Genomic DNA, 21,147 nt, shown 5'->3' on the forward strand with positions numbered 1-21,147 from the left:
GTGGAAATACCTATGACATTAGCGGAGATTTTGTTGTTTTTCTTTCTGATTGTTTGACTTTTTTAGTGATTAAAGCGTATATTTAGCGATTTTATGCCAAAATACGGAGTAATAAATGATTTAACTTGAAAAATCGCCTATTAGCGCTAATAAATTTTACTTTACTAAAAGATTATATAATTTCTTCTGTAAATGAATGTAAATTATTATATTCTGCCTTTCCGATTGGGAAATATATGAAGTGAGTGCTTAAGTTTAGGGAAAGGAGAAACGATAGTGTTAACTTCGGTTATTCCAGGTTATGACTTAACAGAAATTATATCTGAAGGAATTAACACAATTGTTTACCGGGCTAGGGCGCAAAACACCCAGCAGTCTGTGATTTTGAAAGTTCTGAAGGCTGATTATCCCTCTCTTGAGCAAATTACTCGCTTCAAGCACGAATATAAAACTACAGAAAATCTTAATTGTGAAGGTATTGTTAAAATCTATCGCTTAGAAAGCTACCAAAACCGTTTGGCGTTAGTAGCGGAAGATTTTGATGGCGTCAATCTTAAGGAATTTCTTTCTCAGCAGCAGCTTTGTGAAGTTACTTTTCTCAAGATTGCTGTGCAATTAGCAAAGGCATTGTTAGCGTTACATCAGCAAGGCATTATTCATAAAGATATTAAACCTACAAATATCATCATTAATCCCCACACTGGAATTGTTAAAATTACTGACTTTAGTATTGCCTCATATTTAAATAAAGAAACTCCGCAACTGACTAATCCTCATCAATTGGAAGGAACTGTTGCTTATATGTCTCCTGAGCAAACTGGGAGAATGAATCGCACTGTCGATTATCGCAGCGATTTTTATTCGTTGGGGATGACATTTTATGAGATGCTGACTGGTCAATTGCCTTTTGTAACTGACGATTTACTAGAGATGGTTCACTGTCATATTGCCAAGCCAGTGACACCAATTACGCAGTTGAATCCAGAGATTTCGACAACGATAGACGCTATTGTGATGAAATTGATCGCGAAAAATGCTGAAGACCGCTATCAAAGTGCTTTGGGATTATTAGCGGATTTAGAATTCTGTCTTGAGCAACTGCAAGTTAGCGGTGCTATTCCTGATTTTATCCCCGGACAACGCGATCGCATTTCGCAATTACTCATCCCCCAACAATTATATGGACGAGAAACAGAAGTCTCGACTTTGTTAGCGGCTTTTGAGCGCGTTAGCCAAGGTAAGAGCGAAATTATGTTGGTTTCTGGCTACTCTGGGATTGGTAAGTCATCTCTAGTAAATGAGGTACATAAACCAATAGTTAAACAGAAGGGTTATTTCATTAATGGTAAATTCGATCAATTTAAACGGAATATCCCTTACACTTCTGTGATTCAGGCTTTTCAATCTTTAATGCAGCAATTACTAACTGAAAATAGCGAACGCTTGGAAATGTGGAAAGAAAAACTGCTGCAAGCACTAGGTAGCAATGCTCAAGCGATCGTTGATGTGATTCCCGAAGTAGAATTAATTATTGGTAAACAGCCAGTTCTTCCTCAATTAGGTGCAGCAGAAAGCCTCAATCGATTTAATCGAGTATTTCAATCTTTTATTCAAGTTTTTACAAAACAGTCACACCCTTTAGTACTTTTTTTGGATGACTTACAATGGGCTGACTCTGCTTCGCTGAAATTAATTCAGGTGTTAATGACTAACCCAGATAGTCAATATTTGCTATTGATTGGAGCATATCGAGATAACGAGGTCAGCATCAGTCATCCATTACTAAAAACCTTGGCAGAAATTCAACAAGCAAACACGATTGTTAACAATATTATTTTACGTCCATTAGAATTTACTCATGTCTGTCAGATGGTTGCAGATACCTTAGGCAATTCTGAAAAAATTACCCAATTAGCGCGACTTTTATTTAAAAAAACTCAGGGAAATCCTTTCTTTTTAAATCAATTACTTAAGGCACTTTATCAAGAAAATTTGCTGAAATTTGATTTCAATCGAGGAATTTGGTTTTGGGATATTGAGCAAATTCAAAATGTTAATATTGTAGATCGAGATGTGATTGAATTAGTGGCAGAAAATATTCAGAAGCTTCCAGAAGCTACGCAAACAGCGCTACAACTAGCTGCATGTATTGGCAATCGCTTTAATTTAGATGTATTGACAACAGTCAGCATCAAGAATCTACAAAACATTGCCGAAGCATTACAACCAGCTTTGCAATTGGGTCTAATTTTACCGCTGAATAATGAATACCGCATACCTCTACTATTTGCTAACGAAGAGTTAGCTGATTTAGGATTTGATAAATCGAATGTCACCTATCGCTTTTTACACGATCGCATCCAACAAGCCGCCTATTCTCTAATTCCTGATGACCAGAAACAAGTTACCCATCTGAAAATTGGTCAGCAGTTATTGCAAAATACACCTCCCGAACAATTGGAGGAAAATATTTTTAATATTATTAATCAATTAAATGTGGGTGCTAGCCTGATTACAGACCCAGACCAAAAGCAACGGCTAGTTGAATTAAATTTGCTGGCTGGGAGAAAAGCTAAAGCCTCAACCGCTTATCTAGTGGCGATCGCATATTTAACCACAGGTTTACAACTCCTCCCACCCGATAGCTGGCTGAGTGAATATGACTTGACTCTAGCCTTGGTAGTGGAAGCCGCAGAAGCAGCATATCTAGGTGGCGATTATGAGTTAATGGAGAGTTTAGCGAGTCAAGTATTGCAAAATACTCGCACTCTACTAGATCGAGTGAAAATCTATGAAGTAAAAATTCAGGCTTATGTAGCGCAGAGTAGACAGCCGGAAGCTATCAAAACAGCATTAACTGTTCTAGAACTTTTGGGTGTTAAATTTCCCGATTCGCCTAGCCAAGCAGATATCACCAAGAGTTTGCAAGCAACTCAGGCTATTTTAGCAGAAAGGAGTTTTGCGGATTTAATTGACCTACCAGAGATGACCGATCCGCAAATTCTCGCAGTTATGCGGATTATTGCCACAGTCACGGCGGCTGTATATCAAGCAGTACCAATGTTACTGCCCTTAATTGTATTTAAGCAGGTGCGGCTATCAATACAATACGGCAATGCCCCAGAATCAACTCTTGCCTATGCTTGGTATGGAGTGATTCTCTGTGGAGTCATCGGGGATATTGATACAGGCGATCGCGCTGGTCAATTGGCATTAGATTTACTATCGCGTCACCAGGGTAAAGCGCTGAAAACTAGCACTTTTAATATGGTTTACCCGTTCGTCAAGCCGTGGAAGCATCATATTCAGGAATCTCTATTACCCTTACTAGAAGCACATCACAGTGGTTTGGAAACTGGAGATTTAGAATACTCTGCTTACTGTGCCTACAATTATTGCTCTCTTTCTTATTTCCTTGGCAAAGAACTGAGAGTCTTAGAATCAGAGATGGCAACTTACAGCGAAGCTTTGGATAAAATCAAGCAAGAAGTCGCCCATAATTATCTCAAAATATTTCGGCAATCTGTATTAAACCTATTCAGTGAAGTGCCTTTCCCAGGAAAGTTGCAAGGTGTGGCATATAACGAAGACATCATGCTGCCCTTACATTTAAAGGCTAACGACCGCTATGCGATCGGCACTTTATACGTCAACAAATTGATTCTTTGCTACTTGTTTGGAGAGTATCAACAAGCAGCAGAAGTTGCTTCTCTAGGGAAGGAATACTTAGATGGGGTGACTGGATCTTTTATGGTGCCAGTCTTTCATTTTTATGATTCTCTCACCCAGCTTGCTATCTTATCTCAAACCTCAAGTCCAGAAAAAGAAACCTTGTGGTTGCGAGTCATGGCTAACCAAGAGAAGCTGAAGCAATGGGCAGATATTGCGCCCATGAATCACAAACACAAATTTTGTTTAATCAAAGCTGAGTACCACTGGGCGCTGGGAGAGTATTTAGAAGCGATGGACTACTACGATCGCGCCATTGCTGGAGCTGCTGAAAACGGTTACATTCAAGAAGAAGCACTGGCTAACGAACGCGCCGCAGAATTATACCTGTCACTAGGTAAGAAAAAAATTGCCCAACTTTACATGACTGAGGCTTACTACGGTTACAACCGTTGGGGTAGTTCCGCCAAAGTCAAAAACTTAGAAAAGCGCTACCCAGATTTAATTTTACGCAGTGCCAGTGCGATCGCCACCACAGGTAGCATCTCTCGAAAATTAAAAACTGATGTTTCCATCAGCACGCACGCTACCACCAACACTGGTGGCAATCTAGATATAGTTACAGTAGTCAAAGCGTGTGAGGCAATTAATAATGAAATCTCCTTAGAAAGTTTACCGCGCACCCTTCTACATATCATTTTAGAAAATGCTGGTGCCCAAAAAGGTTGCTTAATTTTAGTTAAAAATAATCAATTATTTATAGAAGCAATTGATAGCAGCATGGAAGATTCGGAAATTATTTTGCTATCAACTCCGGTTGAAGATAGCGAATTGGTGCCGAAGAAAGCGATCAACTATGTAGCGAGAACTCAGCAACCCTTGGTCATTAGAGATGCAAAACTTGACCCCATATCTAATAAAGACCCATACATTCAGCGGCATGAATGTAAGTCGATATTATGCATACCTATTTTTTATCAAGGGAAGTTTATCGGTATATTTTATCTCGAAAATAATTTGATAACTGGAGCATTTACTCCCGAACGGTTAGAACTTTTAAAAATTCTTTCTTCCCAAGCTGCGATCGCCATCAAAAATGCCCGCCTTTATGCTAAAGAACAAGAAAAATCCCAAGACTTAGAAGCAACGCTTTTAAAACTTCAACAAACTCAAACTTTACTCGTACATACAGAAAAAATTTCTTCTTTAGGTCAACTAGTAGCAGGAGTTGCCCATGAAGTAAATAATCCTGTTAGCTTCATTTTTACTAACCTAACTCATGCCAAACGGTATATTGAGGATTTAATTAATTTACTGCATCTTTATCAAAAGTATTTCCCCGAACCGCCAATAGAAATCATCGATGAAATTGAGTCTATAGATTTAGATTTCCTGCTAGAAGACCTGCCAAACATGATTTCCTCAATGAAGGTGGGAACCCATCGCATCCGCGATATCATGCAATCTCTACGCAACTTCTCACGCAATGATGGTTTAGATAAAAGAGCAGTTGATATTCATGAAGGAATTGAAACTACGCTGATGATTTTATCCCATCGCCTGAAAGCTAATCCATCCCGTCCCAAAATTTATGTGGTGCGGAATTATGGAAATGTACCTCAAGTTGCTTGTTATCCTGGTCAATTAAATCAGGTATTTATGAATTTGCTAGCGAATGCTATTGATGCATTGGAAGAGTCTAATCAAGGAAAAACTTATGCTTATGTAGAAGAGAATCCCAATGTCATCACAATTACTACTACAGCAGACGATGAGCAAGTCAAAATTTGTATTGCTGATAACGGGCCGGGAATGTCCGAATCGGTAAAACAAAAAGTTTTTCAAGCTTTCTTTACCACAAAGCCAGAAGGTAAAGGTACGGGTTTGGGGCTATCGATTAGTTATCAAATAATTACAGAAGCCCATCATGGTACTTTCAAGTGTTTCTCTTCCCCTGGCGAAGGTGCAGAATTTATCATTCAGCTTCCCATTTTTGGAGATTAATTAACTGTTTTGCTAATTTGTGTTTCTTTGGAGATGTAATGTTAGGCTACACTTAGCAAGATTGAGATTCTAATACCAATTTGAAAAATGATTGCGAGCAAAATCTAAAATCCAAATGGTATAAGTATGAATGCCGTAATTCTCAACCTCTATCCTACCATTGAACTAACAGATGAGCAGTTCTTCTAAATCTGTCAAAATAATCGAGATTTACGTCTGGAGTTGACAGATGAAGGCGAATTAATAATTATGCCACCAACAGGATGGGAAAGCGGAAATCGCAATAGCCGACTGACGCAGCGCTTAGGTAATTGGGCCGATGCTGATGGTACAGGCCTAGCTTTTTAATTCTTCCACAGGTTTCACACTCCCCAATGGTGCAAATCGTTCGCCTGACGCATCTTGGGTAAAGCGAGAACGCATAACAGCATTGAATCCAGATCCAACTAAATTTTTACCAATTGCACCGGATTTTGTAGCAGAATTACGCTCGGCTACAGACAGCCTAGAGATACTGCAACACAAAATGCAAGAGTATATTGAAAACGGCGTGCGTTTAGGTTGGTTAATTGACCCCCAAAACCAACGAGTAGAAATTTATCATCTAGGACAGGAAGTTGAAGTTTTACAATCTCCTACTAGCTTGTCAGGAGAGGATGTATTACTAAGTTTTGTCCTGGATTTAACACAGATTTTGAGTTAATGCAGTAAATATACAGATATTAGCGATGCTCCTTAACAATCTTCAGTTGTGTGATGGATTGTCACCAATGTTAAGTTGCCGTTTACTACGCTTCAACTGTTTCCAAAGCGCTTTTATTTGCTTATAAGCTTCCTCTGGAGAAAGTTTACCAGATGTTTCTAATGCGGTGATATAGCCTACTTGTTGAGCAAATCTTTGGAGATTGGCATTAAACACCAGATTCTCTGGGTTAAATTGACCGTAGTAGCGACTGTGAGGGTAAAGAAATTTGTCTTTGTCTTCCCAAGGAGATTGTGCCATAAAATACCTACAATCAAGAAAACCCGGCGCAATGGTCGGGGTGATTTTTGTCTTTGTTTTACTACTGGTGTATTTTTAGCAACTAAATCTGAGGAAATTGTGAAGATGCGAGCTTAGATTGGGGGGTTGTAGGTGAGGTTGGCATCATGAAAACCAATACTCCTGCTAATTTTATTCTCTATTGCCCGTGCGATCGCCTGACTATATAACTAGCAAGGATTATGAGTAAAATTACTGTAACCAATCAAAAATCTGACTCTGCGTTATTTTGGAAGATTTCCATCCTTAGAGAGCAAAGGATGAAATATGTTTTTTTTAATGAAGAATTTAAGTATAAGTTGTATTTTTGATAAACCAGAAATATCTAAATATAGTAAGATATTACACTAACACCTACCGCAATATTACGATAATTAGAGAATAAAAGGCATTTAGCTTGTGAGATAGGTTGTTTAATTTGGATTTTTGGAAGGCAGTAGTTCATCAACTACTGCTTAGGAGGATATCAATTAAATAACGCATAACTATAACAAATGCTGACAGTGAATGCACTAGCGTAAAGTAGTGTTATTCATTACTTTAAATTTAGTCATTCCTCAACTCATGGGTGAATTCTCTGGCGATCGCTACCAATGCTTAAGCGTGGAGTCTGGCGATCGCAAAAGTTTAATTTTGTACTTTCCCTGAGAAGAATTAGATGAAATTAGCTCAAAAGCTGGCCATTGCTAGCACTAGTGTTGCCCTCTGTGTTGCTGCTGTTAGTGCTAAACCCGCTTCAGCCGCAACTATCGCTTGGACAGATTGGACATCAGCAACCGCAGGTAATCCGGGATCTGCACAGGGTACTATCACCCCTGCTGGGGAGTCTCCAATTTCAGTCAACTACAATGGCGAAATTGCCTTTGCCCAAACTTCGGGAGGAACTAATTACTGGAATCCGCCTACACCTTATATCAGCGCAACTGTATCTAACGCTCCTCCTGCAAGCGATATTATCACGCTGCAAGGTGGTAATAACACTGTAAATAAGATTCAGTTTTCTAAGTCAGTTTTAAATCCTGTTATGGCTATTGTTAGTATGGGACAGTATTCAGTCCCAGTACAGTACAACTTTAAGAATCCATTCAAGATCCTGAGTGTCGGTCAAGGATACTGGGGTAACGGCACCTTAGCTCAGTTACCAGGAAACGTGTTGGAAGGTCGCGAAGGACATGGAGTTATTCAATTCTTAGGAAACATATCCTCAATCAGTTGGACTACTCCTAATCCGGAGTACTGGCACGGTTTCACAGTTGGGATTGAGAAATCTGTTCCCGAACCTCTGACGATAGGTGGTTCAGCGCTAGCTTTAGGTTTAGGTTGGTGGGCGAAACGTAAGCGAACAGCCGCTACTACAAAGATGTAGTCATAATTTTGTTTGAGTTGCCAAGGTTTAGTTAATTACTCTGGAAATAATAGCGCGATCGCACTCAATGCTACCCTAACTCCAAGAGCGATCGCGCTTTTCGATGCTTTATCTGGCAAACCATCTCATAGTCATGCCCCCAAGAATTAAGCAATACTTGAAAATATCTTGTTAAGGTTTTTCATGAGATATGGTGACGTGAGTATTTATCTCACAATCGACCAAGAGGTGATGTCAAAATGCCCGAATGGAAATTAGTCACAGAATTCACCTTTGATAGCGCCCACTACATCAAAGATTATGATGGCCCTTGTGGTCGGATGCACGGACATACCTATAAGGTGAGACTTGAAGCAAAATCATCGCAGTTGTACTCTTCACAATACTGCCCACATCCGGTTATGGTAGCTGACTTTAGAACTTTACGTTGGGCTAAACAAGATGTAACTAAAGGAGGACTCGACCACAGCATTCTCAACGAAGTCTTACCGCCAGAATACGAAACAACTGCTGAGATGATTGCTAAGTATATTTACGATCAAACTAAGAAGCGTTTACCAATAGATGTGGAACTCAAAGTCCGTGTTTCCGAAACACCTAACAGCTGGGTAGAGTATAAAGATTAACTAGATTTGAGGTTGAGAAATAGCTAAAAATTGTGGTGTTAGTAATAACTATTAACTAAATATTGCAAAATTACAAAGTAATTTGTTATACTGCTCCTCAAGAAAACGGAATTTTGTTATTTCTCTTCCTCCTAAGGGCATAGAAATCATTTAATAAATGTAAATTAATTACACTAATTTTTCTGATTTCATTTTTGGCACAGACACATCTCTTGCCATCAAGGAGTTGAAATGAAATCATGCAATGCGTGTTTAACTAAGGGGTCAAGCCCTGGCGTTCCGAAGTTCTGAGCGAACAGAATAATATTATTTTTTCTTCCAATTAAAAAAGCGGGATTTAGGATATTTTAAGTATATATACCCTAAAATCTTAGTCAAATTATTAGAGATATCAGCCGATTGTGATAGCTAATTCTTAAACTACATAAAGTTATAAATCAGTTTATTAAGCTTTTGATAATACTTGTCTCAGCTTCGACATTCATGTCGTAACCTGTTATCGGAATTGTGTAATCTGAAGACAGTTAAGCTAATACTGAAATTGAGGTCTGATGACTCCTAAAATTATGCGTCAGCTTTGGTCTGTGGTTGAAACCGCCCATACCAAGACTCTATTACAGCTAGACGATGCTAACTTAGTGCAATGGTTGGTAAAACAGACTAATACCCAAACGCTGTTAGAACCAAGTGAAACCGATTTTCTGTGTGATTATATTCAATCTCGGCTCTCCTTAATTCGCGATCTGGCCTACGAGCGACAGTGTTAACGATCGCTTGTCACAATGCATTAGTCCGTAATTAAAAGCGATCGCTCTGAACAATTGAAGATGAAGTTTATCGGGGTAAATAACCTTCTATCAAGCAATCAGAACCCACTACACGCCAACGAACATTTTCCAGGGGTAAAGCTTCGGTCATAGTGGTAAAACCTAAGTCGCCTACGGGCGTGGGTGCAGAACTACCACCAATGATTTTCGGAGCAATAAAGGCAAGAATTTTTTGCACCGCTTTTTGCGCGATCGCACTTGCAGCTAAAGTCCCCCCACATTCCCATAAGACGCTACAAAAACCCCGTTCATATAAGTGCGCCATTACATTATCTGGTGTGAGTGACGTGAACTCCACCACTTCCACTCCCTGTTGCCGTAAAATTTCTTGAAAATTAGGGTTAGCACCTACCTCTGTCAACACCAAAGTAGGAGCCTCAGATATTTGCCATAAGCGAGCATTTTCTGGCAAGTTGAGATGGCGACTCATCACGACTCGCAAGGGATTATGCGCTCCTACCCGATGGCTGGTTAAATAAGGATTGTCCTGCCGCACGGTATTTCCGCCAACAATTACTGCATCACAAGCCGCCCGCAGTTGATGAACTTCACTGCGGGCGTCTTGGTTTGTCACCCAAGCACTATGGCCGGAAGTAGTAGCAATTTTGCCATCCAAAGTCATAGCATACTTCAAAATACCTAAAGGGCGTTTGTAGAGAATGCGATGTACAAAACCTTCGTTGAGTTCTTTGCAGGCTGCTTCTTCTACTCCGACTAAAACTTCTATACCTGCTGCACGTAAACGAGCAATACCACCACCCGCTACTAGTGGATTCGGGTCTACCATACCCACCACTACTTTTGCGACACCAGCGGCGATTAATCCTTCGGAACAAGGCGGAGTCCGCCCGTAGTGGTTGCAGGGTTCGAGACTTACATAAACAGTAGCACCACGAGCGCGATCGCCTGCTGCTCTGAGAGCAAAAACTTCCGCATGAGGTTCGCCAGCACGGGGATGAAAACCTTCACCCACAATTTCCCCATCTTTGACAACCACTGCACCCACTAACGGATTGGGTGAAGTGCGTCCCAAAGCGCGACGGGCGAGTTCCAAACACCGCCGCATCATCCGGGAATCAAAATCACTCCCTATCCTTTTGTCAGTAGTTTCTGGATTGTAGTTATGTAGAGATGCATCTGCTTGAGCGATCGCAGGGAAATTATTCATAATTTTGGGTAACACTCTCAATATTTTCCACGCTAGCTGGTCTTTTGCGCGATTTTTCAACAGTAATATTTAGGTTTTACTTTTGGCGATCTTAACTTACAGGGGTTTGGGTATGGGGCATTGGGCAATTGTCATTTTCTCGCGTCTTTGCGTCTCCTCATCCCCCTTGTCCCATTCCCCCTTCCTCACAAGTGTAGGTTTTTTGCATGGGCATGAGTCCATACTTGAAAATCAACATTTTAAAAGGAATTAAATTTGCGTTCTCCGGATATTCATCGAGTTATTGTCAGGCTTGATGACCAAGAAACCAACAGACTAAATTTTACATCTCCCTTAACAGCCAAAGGCTTGGAAGATATTCGTCCCAGTGATGGGGGATTTATTGACCCCCGTGGAGAAGCCAAGGCGGTTTTAGATGCGATCGCTCAAGAAGCAGCAGGAAAAATTGAGGTATAATTTTTGCGTCCAGCGACTTTGGATAATTTAGTCGCCCGTTTAGAATACGAACGCCTACCAGCGATTGATATTGTCCACTTTGATGGGCAGACTGCTGCTTTGGGAGAAACACCGGCGTTATTAATTTTAGATAACTTGGAAAGCTTGCAGCAAAAAGCATTGTAAGAATTGTTAACTGTGGTGAAACAATGGTCAAAGGTAGAGTAATGTCGCCGATTACTCACCAGCCGCACACCGAATTTTCATCATTCAGATTATGGCATTGAAGGCAGTTTGAAACATCGCTCATTGCCATTGTCGGGGTTGGGTGAAATAAAAAGGATGAAAAATTTTCATCCTTTTTTTTGAACATTATTACTTAGTATTTCATTCAAGACAGTTCAGTTAATTGAACTTGACATCAAAAACGAAGTAAATATCTAGATTTATCAGCGTAGATCGGCGATTAATTATTCTGATCTGAACCGTATTGATATTTAATTCCAATGAAACTGATGCTGATTTTCTACTTGATTTAAAACCTTGATGGGAATCTGAATGATAAACTCAGCACCTTCTCCCGGAGACGAAATACATTCTATTATTCCACCATGTTTTTCTGTCACAATCTGATAACAAATAGCTAATCCCAACCCTGTTCCTTTACCTACGGGTTTGGTAGTAAACAAATGATCAAAAATCTTCTGCTTGACTTCTGCTGTCATTCCCGGGCCATTATCCTTAATTTGAATCGTAATGTTATTCTGGTCTTCACTGGCCTTAGTAATTACAGTAATACAATTGGTATTTGCTTTCAGAGCATCCATACTCCGTCCTATATTTGACTCTTCCAAAGCATCAATAGCATTGGCAATCAAATTCATAAATACCTGACTAAGTTGCCCAGGAAAACATTGAACTGGCGGTAGATCGCCATATTGTTTGACTATTTCAATAGCAGGACGAATGTTTGAAGCTTTCAGACGGTGCTTAAGAATTAAAATCGTACTATCAATCACTTCATGAATATTGCAGGTAATTGGTTTTTGAGTATCTGCTCTAGAAAAAGTACGCAAGCTTACACTCACATCATAAATGCGATTGATACCTTCTTGCATGGAAGCAATGAGTTTGGGCAAATCTTCTCGTACATACTCTAAATCTATGGCCTTAATTTTTTTTGTAATTTCTGCCATAGGTTGAGGATAGTGCTTTTGATATAAATCAATTAGTTCTAATAAATCTTGGACATACTCACTAGCGGGTTGTAAGTTACCAGTAATAAAACCAATTGGGTTGTTAATTTCATGTGCTATCCCTGATACCAAACCACCCAATGTAGACATTTTTTCGCTCTGCACCAATTGTAATTGCATCTGCTGGAGGTCAGAAAGAGAGATTTCTAATTGCTTGGCATAGTCTTGTGCTTGCTGATAAAGTCGAGAATTTTCTAAAGAAATAGCAGCTTGCGATGTGATGAGATTTAAAATGGTAACGCGATCGCTAGTAAATACACCTGTTGCAATATTATTTTCTAAATACAAGATTCCTATAAATTTACCTTGATAGAAAATAGGAACGCACAAAATTGATTGTGGTTGATAGCGTCGGATGTAAGGATCTGATTGAGAAATCGTCTCAATCAGAGCATTGTTGGATACCAACGGTTCCTCTGTTCTAGCAACATAGTTAACAATAGAAACAGGAATATCTTGGCTATCATTAACTGAGATTGATTGCCGAATGATAGAAGAATTTTTTGTAGTTTTGATTGCTTCTATGAATAATTCATTGCCTTTCAGCAGAATTAGGCACCCTTTTTGAGCCGCAGCATTTTCGAGAATTATGCTTAAAAGGGTATCTAGCAGTTTATTTAAAACTATTTCGCTACTAATAGCTTGCAAAGCCTTAATTATCGTAACTAAATCTAAAATACCATTGCTATGACCTTTGCTGTCTAAATAATTAATCTTTGCAGTAGCAATAGTTCTGGTTACATCTATTGCTGTATCTTTAGTTATTTCATTACGAATTATCAAATTGGAATAGCGTTCATCCAAATCTTGTACTTTTGCTATGGCACCCCAACTTATATAACCATAGTAGGCTTCGGTCATATACATTTTGGCAATCTTGCCTTTACCTAAACCTAGATAAAACTGTGCTGCTAATTCATTTGCTAAGGCTTCTTCCTGGATATAACCATTCTCTTCTGCTCCTGTAATAGCAATATCATATAAATCTATTGCTACTTGTATATTACCTAAAACTCGTGCTTTCTCAGCCTCAACTAATTCATATTTATGTTTGAAGTTGCATGGTGCTTGTTTAACAAATTTTTGCATGTCCTTCTGATTGGATTCGACTTGCTTTAAATATTGCTTTTTTTTATCTAGTGAGGCATGAGTGCAGAGCGCTAAGAGAGCTAAAGAATAATAAAAATTATTGGCAATATAAATTAATAATCCTGCATTGTTCGCATGAGTTTCTTCTGCTTTTATTGCATTTTCTACAGCTAATTCATATTCGTTAAAAAAATAGCATAAAATTGTCTTACAACCATAATAAAAACCTTTAAAAGAGTAGTTTTTAGTTACTTCATTTACCATCTTTATCTCATCGAATGCTTCGCCAATTAAAGTAGACTTATTCGGTGAAATAGCTTGTAAATTTAAAGCTGCTTGTCTAAAAATGCTTGTAGCTGCTGCTAAGGTTTCAAGTTTCAGCTTCTGCATCAACTCGATGTAACCCAAAATTTTCTTGTCTACTAATTCTAAGCTTTCCCCAGAAAGTAATGAATGGTAGCCTGCGATCGCTGCACAATAGCCAGCATTTTCTATATTCCCCATTTCTATTCCACTCTGCATTCCGTCTATAAGAGAAGCTATGGTATCTTTAACAGGCTCTTTAAAAAACCTAATTGTACCATTAAATACAAAGTAAACAGTTGCTTTTAGTGAGTTAGCATTCATGTTTGCAACCGACTCTACTGCTAACTTTCCTAATCTATATCCTGTGTCAAACTCACTAAATTTATCAGATACAATGGAAGCGTAAGCTACATAGCCATAAGCTGAAACAGGCGATTTACCATATTTGACAGATAATCTCACCATTGCCAATACAGCAAGTACAAAAATCAAAGAGCCAGCCTGACTAGCAGCAGGAACAATTTGTAATAATATTTGCATAGCTGCTAATTTATGAGGATCGGACATTTCCGGCAACAAAGCCAAATCTTCTATTGATTTACCTAATAATGTGAATTTTGTCTGAATTACTGCTGAAATTACATCTAATTGCGTTGGTTGATGTGGTAATTTTACTCCTAGCTCTTTGAGTACTTCTACACCAATTTTTAAAACTTCTGGCATTTTATTTTCTGCCATACAAGTTAGCATTTTTATTTCATATACCTTAACTTTATCTAAAATATTATTGGCTTGCTTTAGAGTAAAATTTACTAAATTATTTGATTGTTCAAAATTCCCGTTTAAATACTCTGCTTCTGTAGTTTCAATATATAAATTGAGTGTCAAAGAATAGTCTTTCTGCCAACTATCTGCTGCTAACAGTCCCAAACCTATATTTAAGTATTTAGTAGCAGTTTCATAAGCTGTGGCTTGTTTAGCTTTCTTCCCAGCCATGAGATTAAGTTTGGCTAGTTCATCTTTTTCAGATTGTTTAGTTAGTAAATCCAAGCCGAAGTTAAGCTGGTTAACAATATCTAAAATATTTTCTATAAGGGTTTCAGATGATGTTTGTTGTAGTAGTAACTGACCTATTTTTAAATGAGTTGTCTGTTTTTTATCTTCTGGAATTAGAGAATAGGCAGCTTGCTGAACCCGATCGTGTAAAAATTTATAACCAACTTTTCTGCTATCAAAACTTGTAGTAACTGAATCTTCTTGTTGAAATACTAAAGGTATACGGTAAGCATCGTTTAAAGGCAAAATTAAACCAGCTTGTAAGGCGTAATAAAGTTCATTAGCACTACTGGCAGGAGATTTTTCGCTTACTATAGAAAGTACATCTAAAGAAAATCTGTTGCCTATACAAGCTGCTAGTTTTAAAATTTCTTGTGTAGATTGTGGTAAATTTTGAATTCTGCTAGCAACCAGTTCTACTACACCTTTGTTAGTAATGCCAATTGTTTGAATTTCATCTATATTCCACTGCCATGATGAGGTTGTAAAGTTAAACTTTAGCAACTTTTCTTGATAAAGTACTAGTAATAGCTGTATTAAAAAAAAAGGATTTCCACCTGTTTTGTTATAAAGTAAATTCGCTAGTATTTCTAACCTTTCTGGCGATTCATTTAATGCATCAGTAATTAAATTCTTAGCATCATTTAGTAAAATAGGTTCTAGAAAAATGTTGTTAATATTAATATTTTTTTTATTAATTGTTTCTATCGTTTGAATTAATGGATGTGTGGAATTAACTTCATTATCTCGATAAGCTCCTATTAAAAGTAAATATTTACTATTTAGGTCAGTCATCAACAGTTCCATTAACTTCAATGTGGCTGAGTCTGCCCATTGTAAGTCATCTAAAAATATAACCAAAGGATGTTCTTTTTTAGTAAAAACGCTAATAAATTCACTAAAGACTTGATTGAAGCGGTTTTGCGATTCTGATGAACTTAATTGAGCTACAAGTGGTTGTTTGCCTACAATCAATTCCACTTCAGGAATTACATCAATGATAACTTGTCCGTTAGAGCCTACAGCTGCTAAAATTTTCTTACGCCAATCTTCAAGTTTAGTAACATTTTCTGTCAAAAGTTGTCGCATTAATCCGCTAAAAGCTTGAATTAAGGATGCATAAGGCATACTTCGTTGAAACTGGTCAAATTTTCCACTAATGAAAAAGCCTTTAGCGCGAGTAATGGGTTTATTAACTTCGTTAACTACAGAAGATTTACCAATTCCTGAATAACCAGAAACTAATATCAGTTCGCAGCCACCTTGGCTGGCTCGCTCAAAGGCATCCAAAAGTAAATTAACCTGAGTTTCTCTACCATAAAGCTTTTGAGGAATCAGTAACTGGCTTAAAACATCTAAACGACCAGGTGTAAAATTAATGATTTGGCCTGTTGTTTTTAAATTTTCTGCACAAATTTCTAAATCAGCTAAAAGTCCTTTTGCTGTTTGATAACGGTCTTCAGCATTTTTTGCCATTAATTTCCAAACAATTGCTGCAATTGAATTCGGAACTTCTGGATTTAATTCCTCAATCTCTACAGGCTGTTTAGCAATATGGCAGTAGATTAATTCCAGTGGATCGTCGCTTTGAAAAGGTAATTGTCCAGTAAGCATTTCATAGAAGGTAACTCCCAATGAATAAAAGTCGCTCCGATAGTCGAGGCTACGATTCATTCTCCCGGTTTGCTCCGGAGACATATAGGCTAGAGTACCTTCTAATTGCTGGGGATTAGCTAATTGTGTTGTTTCTTTATTTAGCTGTGATGCAATACTAAAATCTGTCAACTTTACAATCCCTGTTTCAGGATTAATAATAATGTTGCCTGGTTTAATGTCTTTGTGAATTATCTGGTGAGTATGTACTGATACTAGAGCTTGTGTCATTTGCAATGCAATACTCATAAAACTATTTAACTCTAATTTCTTAGTGCTAAGTATTTGCTTAAGTGATTTTCCGCCAAAATCTTCAAATACTAGAGCTAAACGATTTTCGTGGTTTTCTAGCCTCAAAACTTTGACAACACTTTCTAAATTAAGATTTTCTGTAATTTTGTATTCATGTTTTAAACTAGTAATTGCATCTAAAGATGGATACTCTGCTTTAAGGATTTTTAAGATTACAGACTGTTTGTCAATTTGCGATGTTGCGCGATAAATAACCGTATCATCTCCCTCATGGAGAATTTCGTTTAGATCGTAATTTGGCATCATCAAGGGAGAAGTCAGCATTGCAATACCCTTATCAGTAGATATGACATTAAGATGTTATAAGTTTAGAATTCCCAGTTTTGCTATTACTCAATCAAATCAAGAATTTTATTTTTCAAAAGATATAGTAAGTAATCTTAGTTTCGATCGACGGTAAGAGGCTAAAAGTAAAAGCCACTGGCTCTACAGACGAAGCCTGACGACCCAAGCTATAAACACTTATAGCCTGGTTCATCAGGCTTTATTCGTATAGCAACATCTTTTTAGCGTATCGATTAAAAAGTGAGATGCTCCCATTTATACCCTTTCACTTGGAATTTGATGCATTTAGGCAGGCTAGAAAAGTTGGGGAGTTAAGTGTATTAGGAATTTTGTTAAATGGTATTATTTGTGACAATCAACGTATAGCTGAGTGGCAAAAGTGATTAACTATAGACTGAAAGAGTAAGCCTTCTTAAGACCTGATATCAGTCTTGAGAAGGCTACAACACACCAATATGATTAAGCTATTTCTAGAAATGGTGTACTAGCATTTACAGCTTCTGTTGATAACCCTTTCACAAAGTTAGGTAAGTATTGGCTAATCAAAGCCTTATCTATTTTTGGACATTGGATGCCAGAATCTTGTATGGCGTTAATTGTATTATCTACTTTCCATATAGGAGTTCGATGGTGTACTTCCAGAATCGTGCTGCGATTCTGATACACCTTTTCTTGGAAGAAGGAGGTTAGGGGATACAAGGAATTTACTGATGATAACGTTGAGAGCGCATTCAACCAGTTTTTGGGTGACATTTTTTGTAAGGGATAGCCCAACTCGTCAATTAACTCAAATATCTGCACATTGCTGACTTCATCTTCCCGAGGAATAGCAATGTTGTAATTACCACCTATATATTTTGGTTTTAAAGAAAGATGAGCGATGACGGCAGCAACGTAGTCAACAGGTACGGGAGTCCAATATTTCTCGGGCCAGTCTGGGTACATACCCATCTGAATGCAACCTGTAATAAAACGGTAGAATGTGTCATTGACATTAGCAATGCCTGTTTGTCTGTGTCCAGAAATGAAACCAGGACGGTAAATAGAGACGGCTAATCCTTGTTCTCTTGCTGCTATTACCATGCGTTCGGCAGCCCATTTTGCACGTACATAGCCAGATTCTACGGCCATAATTGGTGCACTCAGGTCTAGATCGAAATCCTCTGCAACCTCGTTCATACTTAATAATGTAGTTACTGACCCATAAACAGCTAGGGTAGATAGGTAATGCAGAATTTTGTGACGCCGATGTGCGGCAAAAGCTATCAGGTTGGCAGTACCATCTAGATTAGATGTTTTAATTACAGAATAAGGTTTGATGTAATTAGTGTCAGCCGCTACATGATAGATTTGATCGACTTCTTCACTCAATTTGTCAAATAGAGCTTTCGGTAATTGCAACTGTGGCTGCTGGATATCTCCCGCGATCGCATATACTTGTGCTAACCCTGCTGTTGGTAAGTGATACTTAACAAAGGTTGTATGCAGCCTTGCCATTGCTACTGTATCGCTTTCTGCTCGCACTATACAGTAGATTTTTTGGTAGCTGTCTTTTTGAAGAAATTCATGCAGTAAGTGTGCCCCTAGGAAACCTGTTGCACCTGTAATCAATGCACATTCATATTTATGTTGTGGTGTTTGTTGCCAAATAGATGTATCCAACTCTGAAGAAAGTCTAGCTTCTGCTTGTAAGTCAACTTGTCTATCATCAGCTACATCGTTAATTTTCAGTTTATATTGTTCTAAGAGTCTTGCTAAATCTGATGGTGTAGGGTATTCATAAACTAAGCGAGAAGGAATAGACACATTAAAATCGCGCTCGAGTGCATATAAAATATGGGCTATGCAGAGTGAGTTACCACCCATATGAAAGAAATTACTGTGAGGAGTACAACTCCCAACAGGCAACTGTAAAGCTCGATCAAAAATCGCTGCGATTTTAACAGCGTTATCTATAGTATTAGGGATGAAATAAGATGTTTGTGGTAGTTCCGGTAAAGCATTTCGGTCTACCTTACTACGGTTAGGTAGTAAAGGCAATTCGTCAATGAAGACAAAACGCGCAGGTACCATATAATCTGGAAGTTGTTCTGCCGCAAAGCGTTGCAGATGCTTTTCAGTCAAAAATTGTCCAGTTCTGGGAACAATATAAGCAACAAGCATTGAAATACCATAGTTTTCTGGCACATTGCCGTTTTCTACTTGTACATTTTTAATTGCTTTAACTGTGTTCGCTTCTACGCCAGGATGTTGGGCAAGTAACATTTCAATGGCTTCGATTTCTATGCGCTTGCCTCGGATTTTGACTTGATTGTCAGTTCTGCCAGCATAATGTAGTAGTCCTGGATAATGGATGTCTTCGTAAACGATATCACCAGTTTTGTAGATCTTGCCCGAACCGAAGGGATTATCTAGAAAACGAGCATTTGTGATATCTGGTTTGTCGAGGTAGCCTTTGCCTACTCCTAAACCACCTACGTATAATTCACCCTTTTCACCTTTATTACAAAGTTTCAGTTCTTCATCAAGAACGTAGAGTTCCACATTTGGTAATGCATAACCAATAGGTACAGTATTATCTTCTGGTTGAAATTCGTAAATGGTACAACAAACTGTTATTTCCGTTGGCCCGTAGGCATTGAAAAATCGAGTATATGGTGAAACCCATGATTGAGCAAGTGCTGTTGGGCAGGTCTTGTTGAGGAATGTATTGATTTTTCCCAACAAAGGTGAAACCCATGCTTTGGCAAGTGATATGGGGCAAGCTTCACCACCTACTACCACCATTTGTAAATCAGGTAATTGGTCACGAAACTGTGTTAGCGTTGATAACACAGAAGGCGGCAGCATTACCCAATGTACTTTGTGTCTAGCTATAAAGTTTGCTAATGGTTGCCCAGGAAGCATTTGCTCTCTTGCACCCAAAACCAAAGTTGCTCCACCACATAGTGCTGTTACTATTTCCCAAACTGCGGCATCAAAGCTAATTGAGGCAAACTGAAGTAAACGCAATCCAGGTTTGATGTCAAAAGTACTACAGCTTGTTAAGGCTAAATTTAGTAACCCTTGATGGGTCAGCATGACTCCTTTTGGTACACCTGTAGAGCCAGAGGTATAAATAATGTAAGCTAATTGCTCAGGCTGTACTATTTGAGATGGTGTAGAGGGTGCAGGTGAATGCTGCCAGACAACAGGAGTATCCAAAAAACAAATATGCCCATCAATACCACTTTGCCGTAGAGCAGGCTCAATATCAAATGCAAACTTTTGTTGTGTTAAAACTGTGCTTAGTTTCGCATCAACAATCATGTAACTAAGCCGTTGACGAGGTAAATCTGGATCGAGGGGAACAAAAGCTGCACCTGCTTTCAAAATAGCATAAATAGCAATGACCATTTCAAAAGAAGGCTCTATACACAGCCCTATTAAAGTGTTAGGTTTTAATCGGCCTTGCGCTATCAAATAGTTAGATAAATATTCTGCCTTTTGGTATAACTCTGCATAAGTCAACTGCCGATCTTCTAGTACCAGCGCCACTTGGCAGGGATATTTTTGACAAACGAAATCAAGCAGAGAAACTATAGATAGATGAGATTGTAAAGATGGAAAATTTATTTTTTGAGAAAACATATTGCCTTATCTGATTCTTTGGCAGAACTAATATTCCTTAATTGGTAGTACACCCTTAAAAATCCATACTAGTTTGTATCCTATGCTCACTCATTATCCAGCTTGAAATTTCTGGAATTTATTTTTTAATTTGAGATAGAAACACCATTAATTCAAAAGCTTAACCAGCAGAATCATCTTTAGAAATAGAGTTATTCTTTGAAATTGACGATTTTCTGAGCTTATGTACGGTGTATAGAGATAGATGTTAAATGGATTATGGCATAAGCTTTATTAAAAAAAATCTTTTTAATTCAATCTTCATTGATTTAATTAATTCAGAGGTTTTATATTATTAATTTATTAGAGCTTCTACTGATAGTTTTATATTTTTTCAGAATATATACTGATAACAACCAATTTATTATGATTTTTTATTGATTA

At 38.2% G+C, this 21,147-nt stretch carries 12 protein-coding genes and 1 pseudogene; 9 read left to right on the forward strand and 4 right to left on the reverse strand.

The genetic code is table 11. The features are described 5' to 3' along the window. The first annotated feature begins 276 nt into the window (after positions 1–276). Together AACU33_RS23710 and AACU33_RS23715 are read left to right on the forward strand one after the other, a co-directional pair. Complete coding sequence (locus AACU33_RS23710; protein WP_339376245.1) at positions 277–5,673, forward strand: trifunctional serine/threonine-protein kinase/ATP-binding protein/sensor histidine kinase; 5,397 nt, start codon at positions 277–279, stop codon at positions 5,671–5,673. Between the two features lie 189 nt (positions 5,674–5,862). Beyond that, positions 5,863–6,376, forward strand: a pseudogene (locus AACU33_RS23715) (Uma2 family endonuclease). Between the two features lie 42 nt (positions 6,377–6,418). Here the strand turns inward: AACU33_RS23715 and AACU33_RS23720 are convergent. Further along, on the reverse strand, positions 6,419–6,676 hold the full coding sequence (locus AACU33_RS23720) for a DUF7219 family protein (protein ID WP_096591131.1): 258 nt from the start codon (positions 6,674–6,676) through the stop codon (positions 6,419–6,421). A 564-nt stretch (positions 6,677–7,240) separates the two neighbouring features. On the opposite strand from AACU33_RS23720, the gene AACU33_RS23725 reads away from it, so the two are divergent. From AACU33_RS23725 to AACU33_RS23745, 5 genes are all read left to right on the forward strand, one after another. Beyond that, positions 7,241–7,363, forward strand: coding sequence for a hypothetical protein (locus tag AACU33_RS23725; protein ID WP_339376246.1), 123 nt, complete (start codon positions 7,241–7,243; stop codon positions 7,361–7,363). Positions 7,364–7,373: 10 nt separating this feature from the next. Next, a complete protein-coding gene (locus tag AACU33_RS23730; protein ID WP_096591133.1) occupies positions 7,374–8,081 on the forward strand; it encodes a PEP-CTERM sorting domain-containing protein in 708 nt (235 codons plus the stop codon). Positions 8,082–8,093: 12 nt separating this feature from the next. After that, complete coding sequence (locus AACU33_RS23735) at positions 8,094–8,231, forward strand: hypothetical protein (RefSeq protein ID WP_339376247.1); 138 nt, start codon at positions 8,094–8,096, stop codon at positions 8,229–8,231. A gap of 89 nt (positions 8,232–8,320) precedes the next feature. Continuing rightward, on the forward strand, positions 8,321–8,707 hold the full coding sequence (locus tag AACU33_RS23740; protein WP_096591135.1) for a 6-pyruvoyl trahydropterin synthase family protein: 387 nt from the start codon (positions 8,321–8,323) through the stop codon (positions 8,705–8,707). Positions 8,708–9,258: 551 nt separating this feature from the next. After that, positions 9,259–9,474 (forward strand): hypothetical protein, encoded by a 216-nt coding sequence (locus tag AACU33_RS23745; protein WP_096591137.1) that lies wholly within the window; start codon positions 9,259–9,261, stop codon positions 9,472–9,474. Positions 9,475–9,541: 67 nt separating this feature from the next. Here the strand turns inward: AACU33_RS23745 and ribD are convergent, their stop codons facing one another. After that, positions 9,542–10,702, reverse strand: coding sequence for a bifunctional diaminohydroxyphosphoribosylaminopyrimidine deaminase/5-amino-6-(5-phosphoribosylamino)uracil reductase RibD (gene ribD / locus AACU33_RS23750; protein ID WP_096595363.1), 1,161 nt, complete (start codon positions 10,700–10,702; stop codon positions 9,542–9,544). A 255-nt stretch (positions 10,703–10,957) separates the two neighbouring features. Here ribD and AACU33_RS23755 point away from each other — a divergent pair, with 255 nt between their 5' ends. Together AACU33_RS23755 and AACU33_RS23760 are read left to right on the forward strand one after the other, a co-directional pair. After that, positions 10,958–11,158 (forward strand): hypothetical protein, encoded by a 201-nt coding sequence (locus AACU33_RS23755; RefSeq protein ID WP_096591139.1) that lies wholly within the window; start codon positions 10,958–10,960, stop codon positions 11,156–11,158. Between the two features lie 3 nt (positions 11,159–11,161). Beyond that, a complete protein-coding gene (locus tag AACU33_RS23760; protein WP_339376248.1) occupies positions 11,162–11,323 on the forward strand; it encodes a hypothetical protein in 162 nt (53 codons plus the stop codon). Between the two features lie 311 nt (positions 11,324–11,634). Here AACU33_RS23760 and AACU33_RS23765 read toward each other — a convergent pair whose 3' ends face one another. Further along, entirely contained in the window at positions 11,635–17,073 is a 5,439-nt protein-coding gene (locus AACU33_RS23765) for a trifunctional serine/threonine-protein kinase/ATP-binding protein/sensor histidine kinase (RefSeq protein WP_339376249.1), read from the reverse strand. Between the two features lie 480 nt (positions 17,074–17,553). Then, complete coding sequence (locus AACU33_RS23770) at positions 17,554–20,724, reverse strand: non-ribosomal peptide synthetase (RefSeq protein ID WP_339376250.1); 3,171 nt, start codon at positions 20,722–20,724, stop codon at positions 17,554–17,556. Positions 20,725–21,147 lie beyond the last annotated feature (423 nt).

The sequence above is a fragment of the Calothrix sp. NIES-2098 genome (assembly GCF_963875125.1).
Taxonomy (GTDB): Bacteria; Cyanobacteriota; Cyanobacteriia; order Cyanobacteriales; family Nostocaceae; genus Aulosira.

Bases quoted from the DNA above. Each gene is read 5' to 3' on its own strand.
- AACU33_RS23720 (WP_096591131.1), bottom strand. From the start codon at position 6,676: ATGGCACAATCTCCTTGGGAAGACAAAGACAAATTTCTTTACCCTCAC.
- AACU33_RS23730 (WP_096591133.1), top strand. From the start codon at position 7,374: ATGAAATTAGCTCAAAAGCTGGCCATTGCTAGCACTAGTGTTGCCCTC.
- AACU33_RS23740 (WP_096591135.1), top strand. From the start codon at position 8,321: ATGCCCGAATGGAAATTAGTCACAGAATTCACCTTTGATAGCGCCCAC.
- AACU33_RS23745 (WP_096591137.1), top strand. From the start codon at position 9,259: ATGACTCCTAAAATTATGCGTCAGCTTTGGTCTGTGGTTGAAACCGCC.
- ribD (WP_096595363.1), bottom strand. From the start codon at position 10,702: ATGAATAATTTCCCTGCGATCGCTCAAGCAGATGCATCTCTACATAAC.
- AACU33_RS23765 (WP_339376249.1), bottom strand. From the start codon at position 17,073: ATGCTGACTTCTCCCTTGATGATGCCAAATTACGATCTAAACGAAATT.
- AACU33_RS23770 (WP_339376250.1), bottom strand. From the start codon at position 20,724: ATGTTTTCTCAAAAAATAAATTTTCCATCTTTACAATCTCATCTATCT.